22 protein-coding genes and 1 pseudogene are annotated in these 21,439 nt (G+C 64.9%); 15 read left to right on the plus strand and 8 right to left on the minus strand.

From position 1 onward, the window contains the following. The first annotated feature begins 48 nt into the window (after positions 1–48). From QCM77_RS16550 to QCM77_RS16565, 4 genes are all read left to right on the plus strand, one after another. Entirely contained in the window at positions 49–1,080 is a 1,032-nt protein-coding gene (locus QCM77_RS16550; protein WP_035961343.1) for a DNA-directed RNA polymerase subunit alpha, read from the plus strand. Between the two features lie 120 nt (positions 1,081–1,200). Beyond that, positions 1,201–1,617, plus strand: a complete 417-nt coding sequence (gene rplQ, locus QCM77_RS16555) for a 50S ribosomal protein L17 (RefSeq protein ID WP_279662138.1) — start codon at positions 1,201–1,203, stop codon at positions 1,615–1,617. A gap of 159 nt (positions 1,618–1,776) precedes the next feature. Next, on the plus strand, positions 1,777–2,565 hold the full coding sequence (locus QCM77_RS16560) for an SDR family NAD(P)-dependent oxidoreductase (protein ID WP_279684235.1): 789 nt from the start codon (positions 1,777–1,779) through the stop codon (positions 2,563–2,565). Positions 2,566–2,574: 9 nt separating this feature from the next. Continuing rightward, positions 2,575–2,871 carry a DUF1330 domain-containing protein gene (locus tag QCM77_RS16565; protein ID WP_279662141.1) on the plus strand — a complete coding sequence of 99 codons (297 nt, stop codon included), beginning with the start codon at positions 2,575–2,577 and terminating at the stop codon, positions 2,869–2,871. A gap of 34 nt (positions 2,872–2,905) precedes the next feature. On the opposite strand, the gene QCM77_RS16570 is transcribed toward QCM77_RS16565, so the two are convergent. Beyond that, entirely contained in the window at positions 2,906–3,880 is a 975-nt protein-coding gene (locus tag QCM77_RS16570) for a Bug family tripartite tricarboxylate transporter substrate binding protein (protein ID WP_279684236.1), read from the minus strand. A gap of 104 nt (positions 3,881–3,984) precedes the next feature. After that, the gene (locus tag QCM77_RS16575; protein WP_279684237.1) at positions 3,985–4,998 is read right to left on the minus strand and encodes a zinc-binding alcohol dehydrogenase family protein; all 1,014 of its coding nucleotides are present in this window, start codon (positions 4,996–4,998) and stop codon (positions 3,985–3,987) included. 124 nt (positions 4,999–5,122) lie between these two features. Between QCM77_RS16575 and QCM77_RS16580 the strand changes: the two genes are divergently transcribed. Continuing rightward, positions 5,123–5,500, plus strand: a complete 378-nt coding sequence (locus tag QCM77_RS16580; RefSeq protein WP_279662147.1) for a winged helix-turn-helix transcriptional regulator — start codon at positions 5,123–5,125, stop codon at positions 5,498–5,500. A 40-nt stretch (positions 5,501–5,540) separates the two neighbouring features. Here the strand turns inward: QCM77_RS16580 and QCM77_RS16585 are convergent, their stop codons facing one another. Then, complete coding sequence (locus tag QCM77_RS16585) at positions 5,541–7,154, minus strand: OprO/OprP family phosphate-selective porin (protein ID WP_279684238.1); 1,614 nt, start codon at positions 7,152–7,154, stop codon at positions 5,541–5,543. Positions 7,155–7,467: 313 nt separating this feature from the next. Between QCM77_RS16585 and QCM77_RS16590 the strand changes: the two genes are divergently transcribed. From QCM77_RS16590 to QCM77_RS16625, 8 genes and pseudogenes are all read left to right on the plus strand, one after another. Then, positions 7,468–8,874, plus strand: a complete 1,407-nt coding sequence (locus QCM77_RS16590) for a DegQ family serine endoprotease (RefSeq protein ID WP_279662150.1) — start codon at positions 7,468–7,470, stop codon at positions 8,872–8,874. Continuing rightward, complete coding sequence (locus QCM77_RS16595; RefSeq protein WP_279684239.1) at positions 8,871–10,202, plus strand: replication-associated recombination protein A; 1,332 nt, start codon at positions 8,871–8,873, stop codon at positions 10,200–10,202. The genes QCM77_RS16590 and QCM77_RS16595 overlap by 4 nt, the downstream gene beginning before the upstream one ends. A 56-nt stretch (positions 10,203–10,258) precedes the next feature. After that, positions 10,259–11,473, plus strand: coding sequence for an RluA family pseudouridine synthase (locus QCM77_RS16600; RefSeq protein WP_279684240.1), 1,215 nt, complete (start codon positions 10,259–10,261; stop codon positions 11,471–11,473). Positions 11,474–11,523: 50 nt separating this feature from the next. Beyond that, positions 11,524–12,318 carry an ATP12 family chaperone protein gene (locus QCM77_RS16605; RefSeq protein ID WP_279684241.1) on the plus strand — a complete coding sequence of 265 codons (795 nt, stop codon included), beginning with the start codon at positions 11,524–11,526 and terminating at the stop codon, positions 12,316–12,318. A 53-nt stretch (positions 12,319–12,371) separates the two neighbouring features. Then, positions 12,372–13,985 carry a flagellar hook-length control protein FliK gene (fliK, locus tag QCM77_RS16610; protein ID WP_279684242.1) on the plus strand — a complete coding sequence of 538 codons (1,614 nt, stop codon included), beginning with the start codon at positions 12,372–12,374 and terminating at the stop codon, positions 13,983–13,985. Next, complete coding sequence (locus QCM77_RS16615; RefSeq protein ID WP_279662161.1) at positions 13,982–14,245, plus strand: EscU/YscU/HrcU family type III secretion system export apparatus switch protein; 264 nt, start codon at positions 13,982–13,984, stop codon at positions 14,243–14,245. Before fliK ends, QCM77_RS16615 begins: the two co-directional genes overlap by 4 nt. Before the next feature lie 139 nt (positions 14,246–14,384). Then, positions 14,385–15,212, plus strand: coding sequence for a penicillin-binding transpeptidase domain-containing protein (locus tag QCM77_RS16620; protein WP_462804327.1), 828 nt, complete (start codon positions 14,385–14,387; stop codon positions 15,210–15,212). Between the two features lie 100 nt (positions 15,213–15,312). Beyond that, a pseudogene (locus QCM77_RS16625) lies at positions 15,313–15,970 on the plus strand (carboxymuconolactone decarboxylase family protein). A 149-nt stretch (positions 15,971–16,119) separates the two neighbouring features. Here the strand turns inward: QCM77_RS16625 and QCM77_RS16630 are convergent. The 3 genes from QCM77_RS16630 to QCM77_RS16640 form a co-directional block, all read right to left on the minus strand. Beyond that, complete coding sequence (locus tag QCM77_RS16630; RefSeq protein ID WP_279684243.1) at positions 16,120–17,115, minus strand: dienelactone hydrolase family protein; 996 nt, start codon at positions 17,113–17,115, stop codon at positions 16,120–16,122. A 78-nt stretch (positions 17,116–17,193) separates the two neighbouring features. Further along, complete coding sequence (locus QCM77_RS16635) at positions 17,194–17,787, minus strand: hypothetical protein (protein WP_279662166.1); 594 nt, start codon at positions 17,785–17,787, stop codon at positions 17,194–17,196. Between the two features lie 150 nt (positions 17,788–17,937). Beyond that, complete coding sequence (locus tag QCM77_RS16640) at positions 17,938–18,342, minus strand: DUF4260 domain-containing protein (RefSeq protein ID WP_279662168.1); 405 nt, start codon at positions 18,340–18,342, stop codon at positions 17,938–17,940. A 149-nt stretch (positions 18,343–18,491) separates the two neighbouring features. Between QCM77_RS16640 and QCM77_RS16645 the strand changes: the two genes are divergently transcribed. After that, positions 18,492–20,024, plus strand: coding sequence for an acyl-CoA carboxylase subunit beta (locus QCM77_RS16645; RefSeq protein ID WP_279684244.1), 1,533 nt, complete (start codon positions 18,492–18,494; stop codon positions 20,022–20,024). A gap of 115 nt (positions 20,025–20,139) precedes the next feature. After that, the gene (locus QCM77_RS16650) at positions 20,140–20,487 is read left to right on the plus strand and encodes a hypothetical protein (RefSeq protein ID WP_279662372.1); all 348 of its coding nucleotides are present in this window, start codon (positions 20,140–20,142) and stop codon (positions 20,485–20,487) included. 9 nt (positions 20,488–20,496) lie between these two features. Here QCM77_RS16650 and QCM77_RS16655 read toward each other — a convergent pair whose 3' ends face one another. Together QCM77_RS16655 and QCM77_RS16660 are read right to left on the minus strand one after the other, a co-directional pair. Continuing rightward, on the minus strand, positions 20,497–20,649 hold the full coding sequence (locus tag QCM77_RS16655) for a hypothetical protein (protein ID WP_279662172.1): 153 nt from the start codon (positions 20,647–20,649) through the stop codon (positions 20,497–20,499). 93 nt (positions 20,650–20,742) lie between these two features. Then, positions 20,743–21,396, minus strand: coding sequence for a glutathione S-transferase family protein (locus QCM77_RS16660; protein WP_279684245.1), 654 nt, complete (start codon positions 21,394–21,396; stop codon positions 20,743–20,745). Positions 21,397–21,439: the final 43 nt, after the last annotated feature.

Consider the following 21,439-nt stretch of genomic DNA (forward strand, 5'->3'; position numbering starts at 1 on the left):
GGCCTTTCTCCAACGCCAGTATCTGCAACGGCAGTTTGACTGGCCTGTATGGGTGAAACAGTGACGATCCAGAAAAATTGGCAAGAACTGATTCGACCGAACAAGCTCCAGGTGCAGCCCGGCAGCGATTCGAACCGTTTCGCGACCATCGTCGCCGAGCCGCTCGAGCGCGGCTTCGGCCAGACGCTCGGCAACGCGCTGCGCCGCATCCTGTTGTCCTCGCTCCAGGGCGCGGCGGTGCAGTCGGTGCACATCGACGGCGTGCTGCACGAGTTCTCCTCGATCGCGGGCGTCCGTGAGGACGTCACCGACATCGTGCTCAACATCAAGGACATCTCGATCAAGATGCAGGGCGAAGGCCCCAAGCGCATGGTCGTGAAGAAGTCCGGCCCGGGCGTCGTCACCGCCGGTGACATCCAGACCGTCGGCGACGTCGTCGTGCTCAACCCGGACCTGCAGATCTGCACGCTCGACGAGGGCGCCGAGATCCGCATGGAGTTCACGGTCGCCACCGGCAAGGGCTACGTGCCCGCCGAGCGCAATCGTCCCGAGGACGCGCCGATCGGCCTGATCCCGGTCGACAGCCTGTACTCGCCGGTCCGCAAGGTCTCCTACAAGGTCGAGAACACCCGCGAGGGCCAGATCCTCGACTACGACAAGCTGACCATGACGATCGAGACCAACGGCGCGCTGACGCCGGATGACTCCGTGGCTTACGCGGCGCGCATCCTGCAGGATCAGCTCAACGTGTTCGTCAACTTCGAAGAGCCGCGCAAGGAAGTCGCCCAGGAGATCATCCCGGACCTCGCCTTCAACCCGGCCTTCCTCAAGAAGGTGGACGAGCTCGAACTGTCGGTGCGTTCGGCCAACTGCTTGAAGAACGACAACATCGTCTACATCGGCGACCTCGTGCAGAAGTCGGAAGCCGAAATGCTCCGCACTCCGAACTTCGGCCGCAAGTCGCTGAACGAGATCAAGGAAGTGCTGGCCCAGATGGGTCTGCACCTCGGCATGGAAGTGCCGGGCTGGCCGCCGGAGAACATCGACGAGCTCGCCAAGCGCTTCGAGGATCACTACTGATCCGAACTACAACAGGCTGAGGCGCGAATTCATCGCGCCTTAGCGGGCGAACGCAGGCAGCCCACCTGAGCAACAAGTCCGACGAACCGTCGCGACGAATGAAATTCAAGGAATAGAAAAATGCGTCACGGCAAGGTTCATCGCAAGCTCAACCGCACCGCGGAGCATCGCCGCGCGATGTTCGCCAACATGTGCGCCGCGCTGATCAAGCACGAGCAGATCGTCACCACGCTGCCGAAGGCGAAGGAATTGCGTCCGATCGTCGAGAAGCTGGTCACCCTCGGCAAGAAGGGCGGGCTGGCCATGCGCCGCCAGGCCATCTCCGAGATGCGCGACAAGGATCAGGTCAGGAAGCTGTTCGACACGCTCGCGCCCCGCTACAAGGATCGCCAGGGTGGCTACACCCGCATCATCAAGGCCGGCTTCCGCTACGGCGACAACGCCCCGATGGCCGTGATCGAGTTCGTCGATCGCGACGTCGATGCCAAGGGCCAGGATTCCGGTCCGGTGCAGGAGAAGGAAGCCGAGGCGGCGTAAGCCGACCGGTAGAGAGTTTTCAGAAAGCGGCGCCTTGGGCGCCGCTTTTTTATTGGCCGTCCTCGTTGCTTGCGTCCCGCTCCTCACGCGTCAGTGAGCGCCGATTGCTATCGTGCCGGTAGCGCACGATATCTCCACCAGAATCAATGGAGACATCGCATGAACATCGACCTTTCCGGAAAGACCGCCCTCGTGACCGGCTCGACCGCCGGCATCGGCCACGCCATCGCCAGGGGCCTTGCCGGCTCGGGTGCGAGCGTCGTGATCAACGGACGCGGCCAGGACAGGGTCGATGCGGCCGTGCGCAAGCTGGAAGCTGTGGGCGGGAAGGTCCGCGGCATCGCCGCCGACGTCTCTACCGCGGCGGGCTGCAAGGCGCTCGTCACGGCGCTGCCCGAAGTCGACATCCTCATCAACAATGCCGGTATCTTCGAGCCGAAAGACTTTTTCGACATTCCGGACGAGGACTGGAGCCGCTTCTTCGAGGTCAACGTCATGAGCGGCGTGCGTCTCTCGCGCGCGTATATGAAGGGCATGCTCAAGCGCAACTGGGGCCGCGTCGTCTTCATCTCCTCGGAGTCCGGGCTCAACATTCCCGTCGAGATGATCCACTACGGCATGAGCAAGACGGCGCAGCTTTCGGTCGCGCGCGGCCTCGCGCAGCTCACACGCGGCACCGGCGTCACGGTCAATTCCGTGCTGCCGGGCCCGACAATGTCGGAGGGCGTCGAGACGTTTGTGAAGGATCTAGCCAAGCAGAACGGCCAGTCAGTCGATGAGGCGGCGGCCAATTTCGTCAAACAGCATCGCCCAAGCTCGCTGCTCCAGCGCTTCGCCAGCGTCGATGAAATCGCCAACATGGTGGTTTATGCAGCTTCGAAGGAAGCCTCCGCGACCAACGGCGCGGCGTTGCGTGCCGAGGGCGGTGTCATCAACACCATCGCCTGAGGCCTGCGCATGCCGGCCTATGTGATCTCCGAAGTCGAGGTGCGCGACGGAGCCGCGATGGAGGCCTATCGCACGCTCGCCGCAGCGACCATCGCGCAATATGGCGGCCGCTATCTCGTGCGCGGCGGCGCCGCTGAACTCGCCGAAGGCAACCTTCCGCCCAAGACCATCATCATCGTCGAATTTCCTTCGATGGCGCGGCTCAAGGAATGGTATGCCTCGGCCGAGTACGCCGAAGCGCTGAAGCTGCGGCGGACGGCGCTGGAGCGCCGGCTGCTGTTTGTCGAGGGCGTGTTGCCGTCGTAGGCCAGCGCGAGCAGGATTCTCGCTCGAAAACGCTCTAATCCTCCTTGATCCCGGCCGTCTGCGCAATCTGCTTCATCTCCGCGATCTCCTTATTGACCGCAGAGGCCCAGTCACTGTAGCGCGCGAAGCCCGGCTCGAAGCCGACCTTGGTGAAGCGCTCGACCACGGAGGGGTTGTTGATGGTGGCTTCCAACGTGGCCGTCAGCCTGTCCCGTATGGCCGGCGGAAGTCCCTTCGGCGTGACGACAGCTCCCCAGGACGAGAAATCGATGCCGGAATAGCCGAGCTCCGCGAGGGTCGGCACATCCGGCAGGTAGGGCGTCCGCTTGGCCGAGAACACCGCGAGCACACGCACGGTGCCGGCGTCGAGCTGCGGCTTGACCGCGATCACGGTGTCGACGTGATACTGGATGTGCTTTCCGATCAGATCGTTCATCGCGGGCGCGCTGCCCTTGTACGGCAGGTGCACCATCTTGATGCCTGCACTCGACTTGAACAGCTCGCCTGCGAAGTGCGATACCGTTGCGGCGCCGAAGGACGCGAGCGACAGCCTGTCCGGATTGGCCTTGGCTTCCGCGACAAGCGCGGCCAGATCCTTGATCGGATTGTCCTTGTAGGTGACCAGCACCAGAGTGATCTTGCCGACTTGCCCTAGCGGCTCGAAATCCTTGGCCGCATCGTAGGGCACGGTTTCCTTGACGGCCGCTGGCAGGGTAAAGGTCGAGTTGGAGCTGAAGAACAGGGTGTAGCCGTCGGGCGCGGCGCGCGCGACCTCCTTGCCCGCGATCGTGGTGCCGCCACCCGGACGGTTCATGACGATGACGGGCTTGCCGAGCCGGGCCTCGAGCTCGCCGCCGATGATGCGCGCGACGACGTCGGAGGCGCCTCCAGGCGGAAACGGCACGACCAATTGCAGCGGTCTCTCGGGATAGTCGTCGGCAAGAGCCAGGTTTGCTCCGCCGAACATCGCGGCAGCAGCGAATGCAGCCGCAAAAATCTTTCTTTTCATCCAGAAGCTCATTCAGCTCATCCCTGACAATCGTCGCCCGGCTCAACGGGCGACGGATCGTAACAGAGAGGGCCGGCCGCTTGGAAGCGGCCGGATGCTGAAAACTACCACCCCTCCAGCACAATCTTGCCGCGCGACTTGCTGCTCTCGAGCAACGCATGCGCGCGCTTGAGGTTGGCCGCGTTGATCGTGCCAAAGGTCTGGTCGAGCGTGGTGCGCAGCACGCCCTTGTCGATGAGGTCGGCGACGTCGTCCAGCAGATGATGTTGCGCGATCATGTCGGCGGTCTGGAACGAGGAGCGTGTGAACATGGATTCCCAGTGCACCGAGATCGCCTTGCCCTTGAACGCGGCAACCGTGAATTCCGGGGGATCGTCGATCAGGCCGAATTTGCCCTGCGGTGCCATCAAGTCCGCGATCGCCTTGTAGTGCTGGTCGGTGAAGGTGAGGCTCGCGACCAGCGCGACCGGAGGCAGCTTCAGCTTCTCGATCTGCTCCTTCATCGGCTTGCCGTGGTCGATCACCGCATGCGCGCCGAGATCGCGGCACCATTTTTGCGATTCCGGCCGCGTCGCGGTCGCGACCACCGTCAGCCCGGTGAGGCGGCGGGCGAGCTGGATCAGGATCGAGCCGACACCGCCGGCGCCGCCCGTGATCAAGAGCGTGCGCGGATCGACACTCTTGCCGGGCACCGCACCGAGCCGGTCGAACAGCAATTCCCAGGCGGTGATGGAGGTGAGGGGAAGGGCGGCTGCCTGCGCGAACGACAGGCTCTTCGGCTTGTTGCCGACGATACGCTCGTCGACCAGATGGAATTCGGAATTGGTGCCTTGGCGCAGGATCGAGCCGGCGTAAAACACCTCGTCGCCCGGCTTGAACAGCGTGACGTCGGGACCGACGACGTCGACCACGCCGGCCGCGTCATAGCCCAGAATCTTGGTTTCCCCCTCGGGCGGGGCGGCGCGCTTGCGCACCTTGTAATCGACCGGATTGGCCGAGATCGCCTTCACGGCGACGCGGATGTCGCGCCCCCGGGGCTCGGGCTTGGCGGTCTCGAAATCGATCAGCGCGTCCTGATCCTCGATCGGAAGCGATTTCTTGTAGCCGACGGCCTTCATGGCTTGTCTCCATCAGATGGCGGCGTGCTCGCCTGCCGTCCTAACTGTCGCTCCGGCTTCAGTTTGGCAAGTACTGTAGAATCGGGGATATAGTCCCTGTTTGGATACTATTGGGAAAACACGCATGAAACGGCGCGAATTCGCCCGCCGTCCCGGCTGCTCGGTCGAGGCGACGCTGGATCTCATCGACGGCAAGTGGAAGGGCGTGATCCTCTACCACCTGCAGGGCGGCACCCAGCGTTTCGGCGAATTGCGCCGCCGGATGCCCGGCATCACCCAGCGCATGCTGACCAAGCAGCTTCGAGCGCTGGAGGAGGACAAGCTCGTCATCCGCAAGGTCTATGCGGAGGTGCCGCCGCGCGTGGAATATTCTCTCTCCGAACTCGGCGAGAGCCTGCGGCCGGTGATCGACATCTTGAAGGCCTGGGGCGAGAGCCACCAGCAGCGGCTGTCCTGCGCGCCAGCGCCGATGGTCGTGAAGAAGCCGAAGCGCGCCGCGTAGATACCGGGAGCGGTCCGTGCCGCTCCCGGAAGCGATCACCTCAGAACGCGAACTGGGTGCGCATCGCGACCGCGTCGAATTTCGAACCTACGTCGGCGGTCGAGATCGGTGAGGCCTGCTTCGACACCGTTCCATGCAGATAGTCCAGCATGAAACGGACGTTGCCGTTGACGTACCAGTTGAGTGCGAGCGTATAGACGTTCTGCCGGCCACCGGCGACGCCGTTCGCGGTCGCGAGCTGGTCGTTGAGGTCGACCGTCGAGAAGCGACCCGCGATTTCCCACGCGCCCCAGCCGCCGCCCTCGAGCGAGAACGGATGCGCGGGCTTGACGCCGTTATAGGCGGCGTTGGCTGCATTGTAGGTCCGGCCCTCGCCAGTCAGCACGTAGCCAGCCTGCGCGTAGCCGCCCTGGAATTTCAGGCTCGGCGCGCCGACCAGCGGCACGCCGGTGTTGGCGGTGCGGTCGACATTGTACCAGAAATACTCGCCCTGAACGATGAACGGACCGTAGGTCGCCGCCGCTTCGACGCTGTAGACCTGCGCGCCCGAGACATTGGCGATCGCGCCGGTCGAGACCAGCGTGGTCGGGTCGAGACGCAGTTCCGGACGATCGCTGAGCGCGACCGTCTGGGTGTTGGCGACGAGATTGCGCGGCGGCTGGATCAGCCATTGCGCGTCGGCGCCGATATGCACCGAGTAATCCTTGCCGCTGAGGGGATTGCCGGCAACGCGAGCCACCGCGCCATATTGCTCGCTCGTGCCCGCCGGCGCCGCGCTCGAGGCCGAGTGGATCGCGCCGGTCGAGGGTCCCGTGACATATCCGCCGATCCAGAGCTGGTCGTTGTACCAGCGCGTGCCGGCTGCAGAGCGGAAGTCGCCCGCGGCGATGTTGGTCGCGATGATGCCGGCCGAGGCGCGCTCCATGAACATGATGTCGTTGGAGCTCGTGGCCTCGTCCATGGTGTAAGGCAGGTCCATGATGCCGGCCTCGATCGCCATCCGTCCGCCGAACGGTTTCAAGCCGGTGTAGCTGAGATAGGCATTCTCGACGCCGGAGACGCCGCCGCCGGGCAGCGAACCCGGAGCTGCGCCGCCAAATCCGTCGGAGGAGCCGCCGAAGTCGTAGACCAGCGCGAAATTCCAGTCGTTGAAGAACTTGCCGGCGAGACCGATGCGCGCGCGGCGGACGTTCTCGCCGCTGTCGAGCTTTTGCGGCACGGTTGCCGCCGTGTTGGGACGGTAGTCATAGCCGCCGATATCGTAGTGAACGCGGCCTGTAATCCCGACGCAGTTTGCCCCATCGGCAGTACAGATGGTCGGCCGGTTGTTCGGCATCGTCACGACGACGCCGGACGCGGGCGCCGGTCCCTTGAGCGGGATCGCCGCGTTGGCGTTGGCGACGACGGCCTTCGCTTCGGAACGCGCTTCGGCTTTCGCCTCCGCCTTCGCCTCGGTCCTGGCCTTCGCCGTGGCCGCGGTGTTCGCGGCGGTCTGGCTCTGGAGCTTGTCGAGCTTCTGTTCCAGCATCTTCAACTGCTGCTTCAGGAGCGCGATCTCCTGATCGCTGCTGCTTGCCGATTGGGCCTGGGCCTGCGAGGCCGCCAGCGCGCCGGCGAGACCAATCGCTGTGGCTGCAATTCTTGTCCTGCTCACGTCATGACTCCATCGGTTGACGAACTTCCCCAAGTCGCAACGGGAGAGCCTAGATATGATCGATGACTGCCCCGCGACGTCGCGCCCGGTTGCGGGGTTCCCACTGATGCAAATTCGCCGCAACCGAATCCGCCTTGCACCACCATGCAAGGTGACGCGCATCATGCCAATCCACCGGCTCAGGCAAATTGCGATTTCGCGCGCCGGGCTTGCATGCCGGACACACCAAAAAGGGAGCCGAATATGCCGCCGGGCGCCCTTCTATTGGCGGGCGAACGCGCCTATATTCCGGCGTCTTTTCCGAGAGGTAGGAATGTTTCGATCGACCTGGACCGCCGTCGTCACGGCACTGTGCATAGCCTTTTCGGCCAACTTCAATCCGGCCGCCGCGCAAGACCGCCGTGTCCCGTCCTCGCCCGCCGAACTGCGGCTGTCCTATGCGCCGATCGTGCAGCGGGTGCAGCCGGCGGTCGTCAACGTCTATGCCGCCAAGGTGGTGCAGAACCGCAACCCGCTGCTCGACGACCCGATCTTCCGCCGCTTCTTCGGCGTGCCCGGCCAGCAACAGGAGCAGGTGCAGCGCTCGCTTGGTTCTGGCGTGATCGTCGATGCGTCCGGGCTCGTTGTCACCAATGTCCATGTCATCGAAGGCGCCGACCAGGTCAAGGTGTCGCTGTCGGACAAGCGTGAGTTCGAGGCCGAGATCGTGCTGAAGGACTCTCGCAGCGATCTCGCCGTGCTGCGTCTGAAGGACTCCAAAGAGAAGTTTCCGGCTCTCGAATTCACCAATTCGGACGAGCTGATGGTGGGCGACGTCGTGATGGCGATCGGTAATCCCTTCGGCGTCGGCCAGACCGTGACTCACGGCATCATCTCGGCGCTGGCGCGCACGCAGGTCGGTATCACCGACTACCAGTTCTTCATCCAGACCGATGCGGCGATCAATCCTGGCAATTCGGGCGGCGCGTTGGTCGACATGAACGGCAGGCTCGCGGGCATCAACACCGCGATCTATTCGCGCTCCGGCGGTTCGCAGGGCATCGGTTTCGCGATCCCCGCCAACATGGTGCGCGTCGTCGTCGCTTCTGCCAAGGGCGGCGGCAAGGCGGTGAAGCGGCCGTGGCTCGGCGCGAAATTGCAGGCGGTGACGCCCGAGATCGCCGAGAGCCTCGGCCTGCGTTCGCCGACCGGTGCGCTGGTCGCGAGCGTGGTGTCGAACGGCCCCGCGGCGAAGGCCGGTTTGAAATCCTCCGATCTCATCACCGGGATCGACGGCCAGACCGTGGATGATCCCAACGCTTTCGACTATCGCTTCGCGACGCGCCCGCTCGGCGGCACGGCGCAGATCGACGTGCAGCGCGGCGGCAAGCCGGTCAAGCTGGCAGTGGCGCTGGAAACCGCGCCGGACAACGGCCGCAACGAGCTCGTCGTCACCGCGCGCTCGCCGTTCCAGGGCGCGAAAGTCTCGACCATCACGCCGGCGGTTGCCGACGAGCTGCATCTGGACGCCGACACAGAAGGCGTCGTGATCACCGATCTCGGCGGCGACAGCGCGGCCGCGAATGTCGGGTTCCAGAAGGGCGACATCATTCTGACGGTCAATAGCCAGAAGATCGGCAAGACCGGCGACCTCGAAAAGGCCGCAGGCGATCGCCCGCGGATCTGGCGAATCACGCTGGTGCGTGGCGGCCAGCAGATCAACGTCACGCTGGGCGGATGAGTCCGAAGCGACCACAGGAGACGCCAACTCTCTTTGCCGCGGCGGGGCTCGATCACGAGGCTCCGCATCCGCTGCCCGATCGGCTGCGGCCGCGCGCGCTCTCGGAGGTCGTCGGACAGGACCACATCCTGGGTCCCGACGGCGCGCTGACGCGCATGCTGGAAACGCGCACGCTGGGCTCGCTGGTGTTCTGGGGCCCGCCCGGCACCGGCAAGACCACGGTGGCGCGGTTGCTGGCGGACGCGACCGATTTGCATTTCGAGCAGATCTCCGCGGTGTTCTCCGGCGTCGCCGATTTGAAGAAGGCCTTTGAGGCCGCGCGTGCGCGCCGCGAGATGGGCAAGGGCACGCTGCTGTTCGTCGACGAGGTGCATCGCTTCAACCGCGCCCAGCAGGATTCCTTTCTGCCCGTCATGGAAGACGGCACGGTGGTGATGGTCGGCGCCACCACCGAAAACCCATCGTTCGAGCTCAACGCGGCGCTTCTGTCTCGGGCGCGCGTGCTGGTGTTTCGCTCGCTTGACGCTGCCGCGATCGAAAAGCTGTTCGCGCATGCCGAGGAGGTCGAGGGCCGCAAGCTGCCGCTCGACGCCGAGGCGCGCGCCGTGCTGGTGCGCATGGCCGATGGCGACGGCCGCGCGTCGCTGACACTCGTCGAGGAAGTCTGGCGCGCCGCGCGCAAGGACGAGATTTTCGGCGCCGCGCAGTTGCAGGAGATTTTGCAGCGCCGCGCCCCGATCTACGATAAGTCGGCCGACGGCCATTACAATTTGATCTCGGCGCTGCACAAGTCGGTGCGCGGCTCCGATCCCGATGCCGCGCTGTATTATCTCGCGCGTATGCTGGACGCCGGCGAGGACCCGCTGTTCCTGGCCCGCCGCGTCGTGCGCATGGCGGTGGAGGACATCGGCCTTGCCGATCCGCAGGCGCTGGTCATCGCCAACGCCGCCAAGGATGCCTTCGACTTCCTCGGCCATCCCGAAGGCGAGCTCGCCATCGCGCAGGCCGTGGTCTATCTCGCCACCGCACCGAAATCGAACGCGGTCTACACCGCCTTCGGCACGGCGATGCGGGTCGCAAAGCAGGCCGGCTCGCTGCTGCCGCCGAAACACATCCTGAACTCGCCGACCAAGCTGATGAAGTCGGAAGGCTACGGCGCAGCCTACGAATACGACCACGATGCCCCCGAGGCCTTCTCCGGCCAGGACTACTTTCCGGAAGCCCTGGGCCGCCAGACGTTCTACGACCCGCCCGACCGCGGTTTTGAACGCGAGATCCGCAAGCGGCTGGATTATTGGGCGAAGTTGCGGAAGGAGCGGGGCGGCTGAGGCCAAAATCGCCATTTCGTCGTGACGAAAGGGCACTTTTGGGCTAGGCAGGCACCATGAGCCGTCGCATCAAAAGAACCGATCCAAAGCCCCGTTCGCGCGATGAGCGCAAGGAAACGCGCCCGTTCAAGGCGCGCAGCGCGAAGACAGCAGGGCTGCGGCCCAGCGGCAAGCCGGGTGCGAAGCCGCCGCGCTTTGGGGGCGAGCGCGCCGAGCGGCGTGTGTCGGAGCCTGCGCTGGAAAAGGCTGCGCCGCCAAAGCCCGTCGAGGCGCTGCTGCCAACCAAGGTGCAGACCGTCAAGGTCTCGGCCGACGAGAACAACATGCGCGTCGATCGCTTCCTCGAAGCGCGCTTTCCCGGCCTGTCGTTCTCCCACATCCAGCGCGTCGTCCGCAAAGGCGAGTTGCGGGTCGACGGCAAGCGCGTCGACAGCAAGGACCGTCTGGAGGAGGGCCAGAGCGTCCGCATTCCGCCGCTGAAGCTCGACACGCCGAAGGCGCCCAATCCGCAGTCGGAGGCAGCGCAAAAGACGCTTGCCGCGCTGAAGGAAATGACGATCTACGAGGACGACGACGTTCTTGTGCTGAACAAGCCGGCCGGCCTTGCCGTGCAGGGCGGCTCGGGCATGACGCGGCATATCGACCAGATGCTGGAGGTGATGCGCGATGCCAAGGGGCAGAAGCCGCGCCTCGTGCACCGCATCGACAGGGAGACGTCGGGCTGTCTCTTGGTCGCCAAGACCCGCTTTGCCGCCTCGCACCTGACCGGCGCGTTCCGTTCGCGGTCGGCGCGAAAAACCTATTGGGCGCTGGTGCCGGGGCTGCCGAAGCCGAAGCAGGGCCGCATCTCGACCTTCCTCGCCAAAGAGGAGAGCGAGGACGACACCATCATGCGCATCGCCCAGCATGGCGACGAGGGCGCGAGCCATGCGGTGACGTATTATGCGGTGGTCGAGACCGCCGGCAACAAGCTGACCTGGGTGTCGCTGAAGCCGGTGACGGGGCGCACCCACCAGCTGCGCGCCCACATGGAACATATCGGCCACCCCATCGTCGGCGATCCCAAATATTTCAACATCGAGAATTGGCAACTGCCGGGCGGCCTGCAAAACCGGCTGCATCTGCTTGCGCGCCGCATCGTCATTCCGCATCCGCGCGGCGGCGTGATCGACGCGACCGCACCGCTTCCGCCGCACATGCAGCAGTCGTGGAACCTGCTCGGGCTCGATGCAAGCAGATTTGATCCGATCGAGAACGCGCCTGAAGATTAGTTGAACGGGGGCGGCAGAAGGGTTGGTGACTGGACAGGGACCGAAACGAGATGCGCGAATTGTTCGATGAAGCTGCGGGGCGATCCCCGCTCGATCCGCAGGAGGCGGTCCGCCAGGCCTCGCGCGTGCCGTTGCGCAAGCGCTTCTACAAGGAGGTGGGGGTGGCCGAGGCTGAGGGCGGTTTCGCCATCATGCTCGACGGCAAGCCGATTCGGACGCCATCTGGACGCCAGGTGGCGATCCCCTCGCGAGACCTTGCCGATGCGGTGGCTGCGGAATGGGCGGATCAGAACGAGACGATCAAGCCCATGACCATGCCGCTGACGCGGATCGCCAACAGCGTGGTCGAGGGCGTCGTTGACCGCGTCGATCTCGTCACGGACGACCTTGCAAAATACCTCCAGTCCGATCTGCTGTTCTATCGCGCCGGCCATCCCGAAGGACTTGTCGCCTGCGAGGCCGCGCATTGGGACCCCGTGCTGTTCTGGGCCGCGGAGACGCTGGGGGCGCACTTCATCCTGTCCGAGGGCATCATGCATGTGAGGCAGCCGGACGAAGCAATCCAGGCCGCGCGTGCGGCACTGCCGGGGGATGCCTGGTCGGTCGCCGCCCTCCACGTGATCACGACGCTCACCGGCTCGGCGCTGCTGGCGCTGGCGCTTGCCCATGGCGTGCGCGACGCCGACCAGATCTGGGCGGCAGCCTATGTCGATGAGGACTGGAACGCCGAGAAATGGGGAGTGGACGAAGAAGCGGCCGCGCGCCGCGCTGCCCGACTGAGGGATTTCAAGGCTGCGGTCGCGGTCCTGGCGGCGGTAAAACCGCCCTCGGCCGAAGGTCCTTAACGAGAGGTTTACGACGCAGGCGTTAGGGTGACCCGTGCTCCTGGGCCCGTGAGATGCCGACGCCGATAAGCTCGATCCTTCCCGTCAGCGCTGCCAGCGCCGTGGCTGATGCGGCGACCCCTGACCTCGTGCTTCAGGCTGGTAGTGTCGTCGACGCCAAGGTGGTCAGCGTGCTCGCCGACAATCTGGTGCGGATCGCGATCGCCAACCTCTCGATGGATGTGATGTCTGAGGTGTCGCTGACGCCCGGACAAAATCTCCAGCTTGCGGTGTCGCAGAACGACGGCACCATCCGGCTCGCCATCATGGGCGGGGCAGGCGAGGCGGCCGCCGATCAGGTCATGCTGACGCCGGCTGCGGCCTCGCTGGTGGACAGCCCGTCGCTGGCGCCGTCAGTGGGCGCGGTCCGCAACACCCTCACACCGACCGAGCAGGTCGCCGTCACCGTTGCCTCGGCCGAGGCCGTGACGAAGCAAGGCAGCCAGGCGCCGCTGTTCGCCAATCTGGCCGCGGTCGTCACTAGCAGCGATCTGCCGGCGGGGCTGAAGCAGGCGATGCTGGGCGTGCTGGCGCAGCAGACCTCGCTCAACACCGGGCTCGATGGCGGCGACATCGAATCCGCATTCCAGAAGTCCGGACTGTTCCTCGAGGCCTCGCTCGCCGCAGGTGCGACGCCGTCCTCCGGCACGATGCCGGACCTGAAGGCGGCATTGCTGGTGCTGCGTCAGACGCTGACGACGCTCGAGACCACCGTGCCACAGGGTGCCGCGATTCCTGCTGCTACCCCGGGGACGCCGCAGGTTGCCGCCGCGCCGGTTCCGGCAGCAGGAGAGGCCGAGCCGGCGGCCTTGCCGTCAACCGAACCCGAGATCGTCCAACCGCCGCAAATGCCGCGCAGCGCCAATCTCGCGGCCGCTGTGCTGGCCGACATCGCTGGCGGTGCTCCGCAGGCCGCGATGCCGCGGACGATGACCGCAAGCCTTGCCGCGAGCCTCCTGCAAGAGATCACGCAAAACCTGCCGCGCATGACCGGCAACGTGCCGGGCTCGAACAAGGCCGTGCCTGACGGACACATCTTCGAGGCAGCCGCGCGCGCGACGCCACCGCCGGTTCGCGGCGCGTTGCCGTCGACGCAATCCATTGCCTCGCCGTCACTCGCACCGGATACGCCGCTCGCTGCGACCGTGCATCGGCTGCTCGACGACACCGAAGCCGCGATCGCGCGCCAGACTTTGCTCCAGGTCGCTTCGCTCCCCGATCGCACTGACGCCAGCGGTCACAGGATCGATCCGACCGTGCCGCAGTGGAATTTCGAGATTCCCTTCGCAACGCCGCAGGGCACCGCAATGGCGCAGTTCGAGATCTCGCGCGACGGCGGCAATGAGTCCGCCGATCCCGCCAAGCGCACCTGGCGCGCGCGGTTCACACTCAATGTCGAGCCGGCCGGCCCCGTGCACGCTTTGATTACTCTGAACGGCGACAAGACCCTCGTGCGGATGTGGGCGGAGCGGCCGGCGACGGCGCAGCAGCTCCGCGCCGGAATCGGCGAGCTCAACCAGGCCCTGACCAGGGCCGAGCTCAAGCCCGGCGACATCCTGGTCCGCGATGGCACCCCGCCACAGCCCGCGCCGGCCCGCGCCGGCCACTTCCTGGATCGCGCCACATGAGCGACCCGTCGAAGCTTGCGATTGCGCTACATTACGAGAAGGGCAGCAACGCGCCTGTCGTCGTCGCCAAGGGCAGAGGCACGATCGGCGAAAAAATCGTCGAGATCGCCAAGGCCAACGACATCCCGATCGAGGAGAACGAGATCTTGGCCGGCGCGCTCTCCAAGGTCGAACTCGGCGAGGAGATCCCGCCCGACCTCTACAAGGCCGTCGCCGAAGTGCTGGTGTTCGTGCTGCGGCTGTCGGGCCGGGGGCGGTAGAGCATGATCCGGACCTGAAGGGCCGCGTTAGCGCAAAGTGTGCAGCGGTTGTCCGAAGAGATCATGCTCAAGAAATAACCTGTCATCGTTTCACCACGATAATTGCTGCATGGTTGCGGCCGCTTTCATCGTTCAACGGATGTCGCTCTTGATCACCCGCCGTTCCACCCTCGGCCTTCTTGCCGCAGCTGCCACCATGCCATCGCGCTCGTTCGCCCACGTCGCGCCGCCGCGCAACGAAATCAGCGAGAGCCTCGCAAAACGCTTCACGGACCTCGGCACATCAGGCACCTTCGTCGGCTACAAGGTCGAGGATTATCTGATCGTCGCCAGCGACAAGGAGCGTTCGGGCGAAGCCAAGCCGCCGGCTTCGACCTTCAAGATTCCGAACTCGCTGATCGCGCTGGAGACCGGCGTGGTCGCTGATCCCGACAAGGACGTGTTCCCGTGGGACGGCGTGAAGCGGCCGATCGAAGCCTGGAACAAGGACCACACGCTGCGCAGCGCAATTCTCGTCAGCGCGGTGCCGGTCTATCAGGAGATCGCGCGCCGGATCGGGCAAGAGCGCATGCAGAAATACGTCGATCTGTTCGACTACGGCAATCGCGATATCGGCGGCGGCATCGACCAGTTCTGGCTCACCGGCGCCTTGCGTATCGATCCGGTCGAGCAGGTCGATTTCGTCGACAGGCTGCGCCGCCGCGCACTGCCGATTTCGAAGCGCAGCCAGGATCTCGTCGCCGACATCCTGCCGGTGACCAAGGTCGGCGACAGCGTCATTCGCGCCAAGTCCGGGCTCTTGGGCGCCGAGCGCGGCGAGCCGTCGCTTGGCTGGATGGTGGGCTGGGCCGAGAAGGGCGAAGCGCACACCGTGTTCGCGCTCAATATGGACTGCAAGGAGCCGCGTCTGGTCGGCGAGCGCATGCCGCTGACGCAAGCCTGCCTTGCCGAGATCGGCGCCATCTAGCGCTGCCGCGCTGGCGCCGCTCGACTAGCATCTCCCGGCCAAGAAACCGCGCCAAGAAACTGCGCCAAGAAACTGCGCCAAGAAAAACCGGGAGGACAAAATGAACTCAACGCCGCTCTGGCTGTCATCGGTCACGCTTGCCGCCGCAGGCGGTTGGCTCGCCGCCACGTTGTTTTGCCGGTCCCGCCACCAGCAGGGAGCCGCGCTTTCCGCAACTCACGATGGATCAGCTCGACGCGAAGCAGAAGCCGCTCGGCGAGCAGATCATGAAGGTCTCGAGCGTCGGCATCGGCGGGCCATACAATCCGATGATCCGCAGCCCGGTGCTCGGCCAGCGCCTGTTCGACCTGTTCCATTATCTGCGCTGGGAAACTTCGGTCCCGACAAAACTCAACGAGTTCGCGATCCTGATCATCGGGCGGCAGTGGCGCTCGCAGGTCGAGTGGTACGCCCATGCGCCGCTGGCGGCGAAGGCGGGCCTGTCGCCCGACACCATCGCGGAGCTGAAGGCCAACAAGCGGCCGTCGAACATGGCCGAGGACGAGGCCGTCGTCTACGACTTCGTCACCGAGCTCACCACGACCAAGAAGGTCGGCGACGAAACTTATGCGCGCGCCAAAAAGGTCTTCAACGATCAGCAGATCGTCGACCTCACCGCGCTCGCGGGTAACTATGTGATGGTCGCGATGCTGCTGGCGATGGCGGAAGAGACGGTGCCGCCGGACAAGCAGGAGCCGTTCAAGCCCGGCGAGCCGTAGGGCGGGCAGCTTCTTTGCGGCCATCCTTCGAGACGCCCGCTTCGCGGGCTCCTCAGGATGAGGTCTTGTTTCGCGGCGATATATCAGACCCTCATGGTGAGGAGCGCCGCCTTACGGCGCGTCTCGAACCATGCAGGCCGAACAGGCGCCTAACCCAGCTTGAACAGCGCCTGCAAAAACTCCTCCACCGCCTTGCGCGACTCCGCGGCCGTCGTTGGATTGCCGCCGACATGCGGATTGAGCTCGACGCAGGAATCCTTGTAGGTGAACGGCGCTTTCGTGTCGGCGTTCATCAGCACGCCGCCATCGTCTTCCTTGATCTGGCAGCTGCGCACGGTCTGCGCGCCAGTGGACACGGCGACCGTATTGACGCCGAGCAGCCCACTGTCAAAGCCGTGCGCGCTGTCGGGGTATTCGGTCAACACCACGTCGCGACCGGCCGTCTTGAGCCGCTCGACGAACGCCTTGCAGCTCTTGACGGGATTGTAGTCGTCGGGCGTGCCGTGGAAGATGCGGATCGGGCGCGCGGCGATGTCCGTGTCGTTCTGATAGGTCGTCGAGCAGTCCGGATAGAAGGGAATGTAGGCGGCGAACTGGATGCCGGACTTGTTCCAGAGCTTGTGGAAGCGCTCGAGGCTGGCATAGAGCGTCGTCTGTCCGCCGCGTGAAAAGCCCATCAGCACAATGCGGTCAGGAGCGACGCGGGGATGTTTTGCCAGGATCTCAAGCGAGCGGTAGATGTCGATGATGAGGTTGAGCCGGCCGAGCAGGGCCTGGTTCGGCCCCACCACCGTCAGCCCGCGGCCGGTAAAGCCGTCGATCACGAAGGTCGAGATGCCCATGGCGTTGAACGCGTGCACCCAGGCCTCGGTCGTGGCGCCGACGCCGCTCGAGCCGTGCATCAGCACCACGACGGGGAGTTTTCCGCTGCCTTGCGCGACGCGGAATTCGCCGGCGACCGTCACCGGCTTGCCGGCCGCGGCGTCGCCGCTGAGGAATTGCTGGTCGGAGAGGGTGAGCGAAGGGATCGGGTAGATCTCGGCGCGGGTGGCGACTTCCCTGGGAAGCGATTGTGCGTTGGCGCCAATGCCGACGAACAGCGTTGAAATACAGAGCGCCATGGCGACGCGGAATGCGGTCGGCATCGGTTCTTCCCCCGTGATTCTCAGTGAGTAGAACAACAGCCCCGCGCGCTGTCAATTTGACGCGGTTGGCGGCTTCCCTCAGGGGGGATCGGCCTTCTTCGCCGTCAGCGCCTCGTCGATCGCAAAACCGCCGATCTCGCTCATCGCCTGCGAGATCACATCGCCCTTGCGGGCAAAGCCGGCTGAGAGAAAGTCGAACTGGGTGCGCGCCAGCCGCAGCACCTCGATCGGCACGGAGATGACGGTCTCGTTGAAACTGTCGACCGAGGCGTGCAGCGTCTCCAGCTCGCTTGTGAGCTTGCCGATATGGCTCTCCGCGTGCTGCATCAGACCGAGCAGCTTGCCCCGCTCGGCATCGAACGCCGCACGTTCGTCCGCCGCGGCCGCAGCGACCTCGGCAAGCTGGCTGCGCAGCCCATCAATTTGCTTGACCATGGCATCGGATGCCCTCTCACCGGCCTCGCGCAGATCGGTGTTGCGCGTGTTCTCTTCGTGCTCCCTGTGATAGAGGCGCTCCGCCGACATCGCGCGCTGGCTCAGCGACTCGATCAGCGCGGCGGCGCGCAGCAGCATCTCGCCGTTCCGCCCCGACACCATGCTGGCCATACGCCGCAGGAAGTCGGTGGTTTCGGACGATGAGTTCGGCGGCAGGGGGACGACCGTCGCGGACATGGGTGTTGCTTGAGCCAGGGCATAATGACCGCCGCCGTACCGACTGGGCTCACGCAACATTCGGCGCCTGATCGTAAGCCTGGAGCAAGCCTGAATCGGCCGGCCCGGTCAACCGGGCCGGGCCGCCAAATTTGCGGGCAGCGCGCGGGGTCAGGTGTCCTTCTGCCGCCCGATCCGGCCGAGGTGGGTGAAGCCGAACCCGGCCGAATATTTCAAGCCATAGCCCAGCGCGCGGTCGATGCCGATATGGGCGAGCCAGATCAAGGCGATGGACAGGGTAAGCGGCGAGGCGAGGCCGAAGCCGAGCGTCATCAGCGCCACCGGCGCCATGTAGCTGTGCGCGGCGTTGTAGACCAGCGCGCCGAATTTGGCGTCGGCAAGATAGGCGAGGAAGCTCAAATCAGGGACGAGGAAGAGCAGGGCAAAGACCTGCCAGGAGCCGTCCCATGTCCAGTAGAGCATCACCATCCCCACAAACAGGGTCAGGCCCTCCAGCCGCAGCAGGATGTTGACGCCGCCCGTCGCCGCGCCGGTCTCAGCCGTTCCTTCGGTCATGCTCGCCTCCCAGGCAAAACTTTGTAATTCCTTGCGCTTTCCCGCTGCGGCAAGCCAGCCCTGCGACGCCGAAAGCCGCTTCCCGGCCCGCAAAATGCCGTGTTAGAACCCCCGGCAATCGCATTTAGGTTAAGAACTGGCGGGAGCAAATGAAACATATCCTGGACGCCCTTGAAGATCGTCGTGCCGGCGCAAAGCTCGGCGGCGGGGAGAAGCGCATCGAAGCGCAGCACGCCCGCGGCAAGCTGACTGCGCGCGAGCGCATCGAGCTTCTGCTCGACAAGGGATCGTTCGAGGAGTTCGACATGTTCGTCGAGCACCGCTCCACCGAGTTCGGCATGGAGAAGAGCAAGGTGCCCGGCGACGGCGTCGTCACCGGCTGGGGCACCGTCAACGGCCGCAAGACTTTTGTGTTCGCCAAGGATTTTACCGTGTTCGGCGGCTCGCTGTCCGAGACCCACGCGCTGAAGATCACAAAGCTGCAGGACATGGCGATGAAGGCGCGGGCGCCCATCATCGGCCTCTATGACGCGGGCGGCGCCCGCATCCAGGAGGGCGTCGCCGCGCTCGCCGGCTATTCCTACGTGTTCCGCCGCAACGTGCTCGCCTCGGGCGTGATCCCGCAGATCTCCGTCATCATGGGCCCCTGCGCCGGCGGCGACGTCTATTCGCCGGCGATGACCGACTTCATCTTCATGGTGAAGAACACCAGCTACATGTTCGTCACGGGCCCCGACGTGGTGAAGACGGTGACCAACGAGGTCGTCACCGCGGAAGAACTTGGCGGCGCCTCAGTGCACGCCACGCGCTCCTCGATCGCCGACGGCGCCTTCGAGAACGACGTCGAGACGCTGCTGCAGATGCGGCGCCTGATCGACTTCCTGCCGTCCAACAACACCGACGGTGTGCCGGAATGGCCGAGCTTCGACGACATCGGCCGCATCGACATGTCCCTCGACACGCTGATCCCCGACAATCCGAACAAGCCCTACGACATGAAGGAGCTGATCCTGAAGGTCGTGGACGAGGGCGATTTCTTCGAGATCGCGGATGCCTTCGCCAAGAACATCGTCACCGGCTTCGGCCGCATCGCCGGCCGCACCGTCGGCTTCGTCGCCAACCAGCCGATGGTGCTGGCCGGCGTGCTCGACAGCGATGCCTCGCGCAAGGCCGCGCGCTTCGTTCGTTTTTGTGATGCCTTCAACATCCCGATCGTCACCTTCGTCGACGTGCCCGGCTTCCTGCCCGGCACCGCGCAGGAGTATGGCGGCCTGATCAAGCACGGTGCAAAGCTGCTGTTTGCGTACTCGCAGTGCACGGTGCCGCTGGTCACCATCATCACCCGCAAGGCCTATGGCGGCGCCTTCGACGTCATGGCTTCCAAGGAAATCGGCGCCGACATGAACTACGCCTGGCCGACCGCCCAGATCGCAGTGATGGGCGCCAAGGGCGCGGTCGAGATCATTTTCCGTGCCGACATCGGCGACCCCGACAAGATCGCCGCCCGCACCAAGGAATACGAAGACCGCTTCCTGTCGCCGTTCATTGCGGCGGAGCGTGGCTACATCGACGACGTCATCATGCCGCACTCAACCCGCAAGCGGATCGCAAGGGCGCTGTCGATGCTGAAAGACAAGAAGGTGGAAACGCCGGCGAAGAAGCACGACAATTTGCCGTTGTAGAGAACTTGTAGCCCGGATGAGCGTAGCGACATCCGGGTTTTCTATCCAAGTCCCGCATATTGCTTCGCCCATGCGGGATACTGATTTTGTTTCTGACTTGGCATGCTCGATCCAAATGACCGAAGACGATCCGACGGACGAAATCTCCGACATCGAGGCGCGGATCGAGGCGCTGGCCGAGATCGCCGAGCGCTGCCGGAAGTACGTTCTGGCGTCCAAGATTGCCGTTGGCAGTGGAGCCGCGCTGCTGTTGGTCGCGATTCTCGGCCTGTTCGGGACCGGTCAGACCGCGGCTCTCGGATCGATCGCTCTGGTGCTGGGTGGGATCGTCTCGCTCGGCTCGAACGTCAGCACGTTGCGCCAGACCGAGAGCGCCATCGGTGTTGCGGAGGCGCGCCGTTCAGCGTTGATCAGCAGCATCGACCTTCGCGTGGTTGCCGATGCGCCGATGAAGCTGGTGTAACGCGCCGGTTTACGCGGCAGCCCTGTGCGACAGCACCTGCAACTCCGTGCGGCATTCGGCTGCGAACGCCTGAAGGCGTTGCGCGGTTTGCTGGTCGAGGATCGCCTTTGCGAGACGCTCGGCGCGGGCAAGCTGGTCTTTGAGATATTCGATGCGGGCCATGTGTCACCTTCCGCCCTGATCATTTGAAGCAATTTGCTTCGTTGCGATGGCAGGGAGCGTACGGCTGATGCCGGGTTAGTTATGTGCGGCACGTCACGCAGATCGCGCCGCGTCCGCCGCGGCGAAATGCGCCATCTGGTCGGCGTGGGCCTTGACGAAGGCCGGGCGGGCCGTGGCGCGCGCGACGTAGGCGCGGCAGGCCGGATGCTCCGTGAGGCCGTCAAAATGATCGACGAGGCGCAACACGTCCGACATCAGGATGTCGGCGACGGAGAACGGGCCCGCGAGCCATTCGCGGCCGGCCAGCACCGGCTCCATGTGCTTGAGGCGGAGCTTGAGGAAGTCGTCGAAAAACTTCACGGCTGGTGAGCCATCGTCATTCCCGGTGAATTTGAAAAGCGCCCAGGGCAGGCTCGCCATCTCCACGGAGTTGAGTGCCGCGAATACCCATTTCGTCGTCTCAACGCGGCCGCGCGGATCTGATGGCATCAGCGTCGCGCTGAGTTCGCCAAGATGCAGCAAGATCGCGCCGCTCTCGAAAATGGAAATGTTGGCATCGGTCAGCCACGGCACCTGGCCGAAGGGCTGGTGCGCCAAATGCGCCGCGCCGCGATCGCCGAACGGCACGCTCGCGACGCGATAGGGCAAGACGGCCTCTTCGAGGGCCCAGCGCACACGGAGGTCGCGCACGAAGCCCCGCGGCATCTCGGGAACCCAGTCGAAGGTGGTGAGGGTGAGGTCGACCATGCGGTGTCTCCGTGCTGTCTTGGCATAGGACGGATGGAGGGAG

Source organism: Bradyrhizobium nivariense (assembly GCF_029846695.2).
GTDB lineage: Bacteria > Pseudomonadota > Alphaproteobacteria > Rhizobiales > Xanthobacteraceae > Bradyrhizobium.

What these genes read in the sequence shown, in the direction of transcription:
- QCM77_RS16550 (WP_035961343.1), top strand. Translation starts at nt 49, where the DNA reads ATGGGTGAAACAGTGACGATCCAGAAAAATTGGCAAGAACTGATTCGA.
- rplQ (WP_279662138.1), top strand. Translation starts at nt 1,201, where the DNA reads ATGCGTCACGGCAAGGTTCATCGCAAGCTCAACCGCACCGCGGAGCAT.
- QCM77_RS16560 (WP_279684235.1), top strand. Translation starts at nt 1,777, where the DNA reads ATGAACATCGACCTTTCCGGAAAGACCGCCCTCGTGACCGGCTCGACC.
- QCM77_RS16565 (WP_279662141.1), top strand. Translation starts at nt 2,575, where the DNA reads ATGCCGGCCTATGTGATCTCCGAAGTCGAGGTGCGCGACGGAGCCGCG.
- QCM77_RS16570 (WP_279684236.1), bottom strand. Translation starts at nt 3,880, where the DNA reads ATGAAAAGAAAGATTTTTGCGGCTGCATTCGCTGCTGCCGCGATGTTC.
- QCM77_RS16575 (WP_279684237.1), bottom strand. Translation starts at nt 4,998, where the DNA reads ATGAAGGCCGTCGGCTACAAGAAATCGCTTCCGATCGAGGATCAGGAC.
- QCM77_RS16580 (WP_279662147.1), top strand. Translation starts at nt 5,123, where the DNA reads ATGAAACGGCGCGAATTCGCCCGCCGTCCCGGCTGCTCGGTCGAGGCG.
- QCM77_RS16590 (WP_279662150.1), top strand. Translation starts at nt 7,468, where the DNA reads ATGTTTCGATCGACCTGGACCGCCGTCGTCACGGCACTGTGCATAGCC.
- QCM77_RS16595 (WP_279684239.1), top strand. Translation starts at nt 8,871, where the DNA reads ATGAGTCCGAAGCGACCACAGGAGACGCCAACTCTCTTTGCCGCGGCG.
- QCM77_RS16600 (WP_279684240.1), top strand. Translation starts at nt 10,259, where the DNA reads ATGAGCCGTCGCATCAAAAGAACCGATCCAAAGCCCCGTTCGCGCGAT.
- QCM77_RS16605 (WP_279684241.1), top strand. Translation starts at nt 11,524, where the DNA reads ATGCGCGAATTGTTCGATGAAGCTGCGGGGCGATCCCCGCTCGATCCG.
- fliK (WP_279684242.1), top strand. Translation starts at nt 12,372, where the DNA reads ATGCCGACGCCGATAAGCTCGATCCTTCCCGTCAGCGCTGCCAGCGCC.
- QCM77_RS16615 (WP_279662161.1), top strand. Translation starts at nt 13,982, where the DNA reads ATGAGCGACCCGTCGAAGCTTGCGATTGCGCTACATTACGAGAAGGGC.
- QCM77_RS16620 (WP_462804327.1), top strand. Translation starts at nt 14,385, where the DNA reads ATGTCGCTCTTGATCACCCGCCGTTCCACCCTCGGCCTTCTTGCCGCA.
- QCM77_RS16630 (WP_279684243.1), bottom strand. Translation starts at nt 17,115, where the DNA reads ATGCCGACCGCATTCCGCGTCGCCATGGCGCTCTGTATTTCAACGCTG.
- QCM77_RS16635 (WP_279662166.1), bottom strand. Translation starts at nt 17,787, where the DNA reads ATGTCCGCGACGGTCGTCCCCCTGCCGCCGAACTCATCGTCCGAAACC.
- QCM77_RS16640 (WP_279662168.1), bottom strand. Translation starts at nt 18,342, where the DNA reads ATGACCGAAGGAACGGCTGAGACCGGCGCGGCGACGGGCGGCGTCAAC.
- QCM77_RS16645 (WP_279684244.1), top strand. Translation starts at nt 18,492, where the DNA reads ATGAAACATATCCTGGACGCCCTTGAAGATCGTCGTGCCGGCGCAAAG.
- QCM77_RS16650 (WP_279662372.1), top strand. Translation starts at nt 20,140, where the DNA reads ATGACCGAAGACGATCCGACGGACGAAATCTCCGACATCGAGGCGCGG.
- QCM77_RS16655 (WP_279662172.1), bottom strand. Translation starts at nt 20,649, where the DNA reads ATGGCCCGCATCGAATATCTCAAAGACCAGCTTGCCCGCGCCGAGCGT.
- QCM77_RS16660 (WP_279684245.1), bottom strand. Translation starts at nt 21,396, where the DNA reads ATGGTCGACCTCACCCTCACCACCTTCGACTGGGTTCCCGAGATGCCG.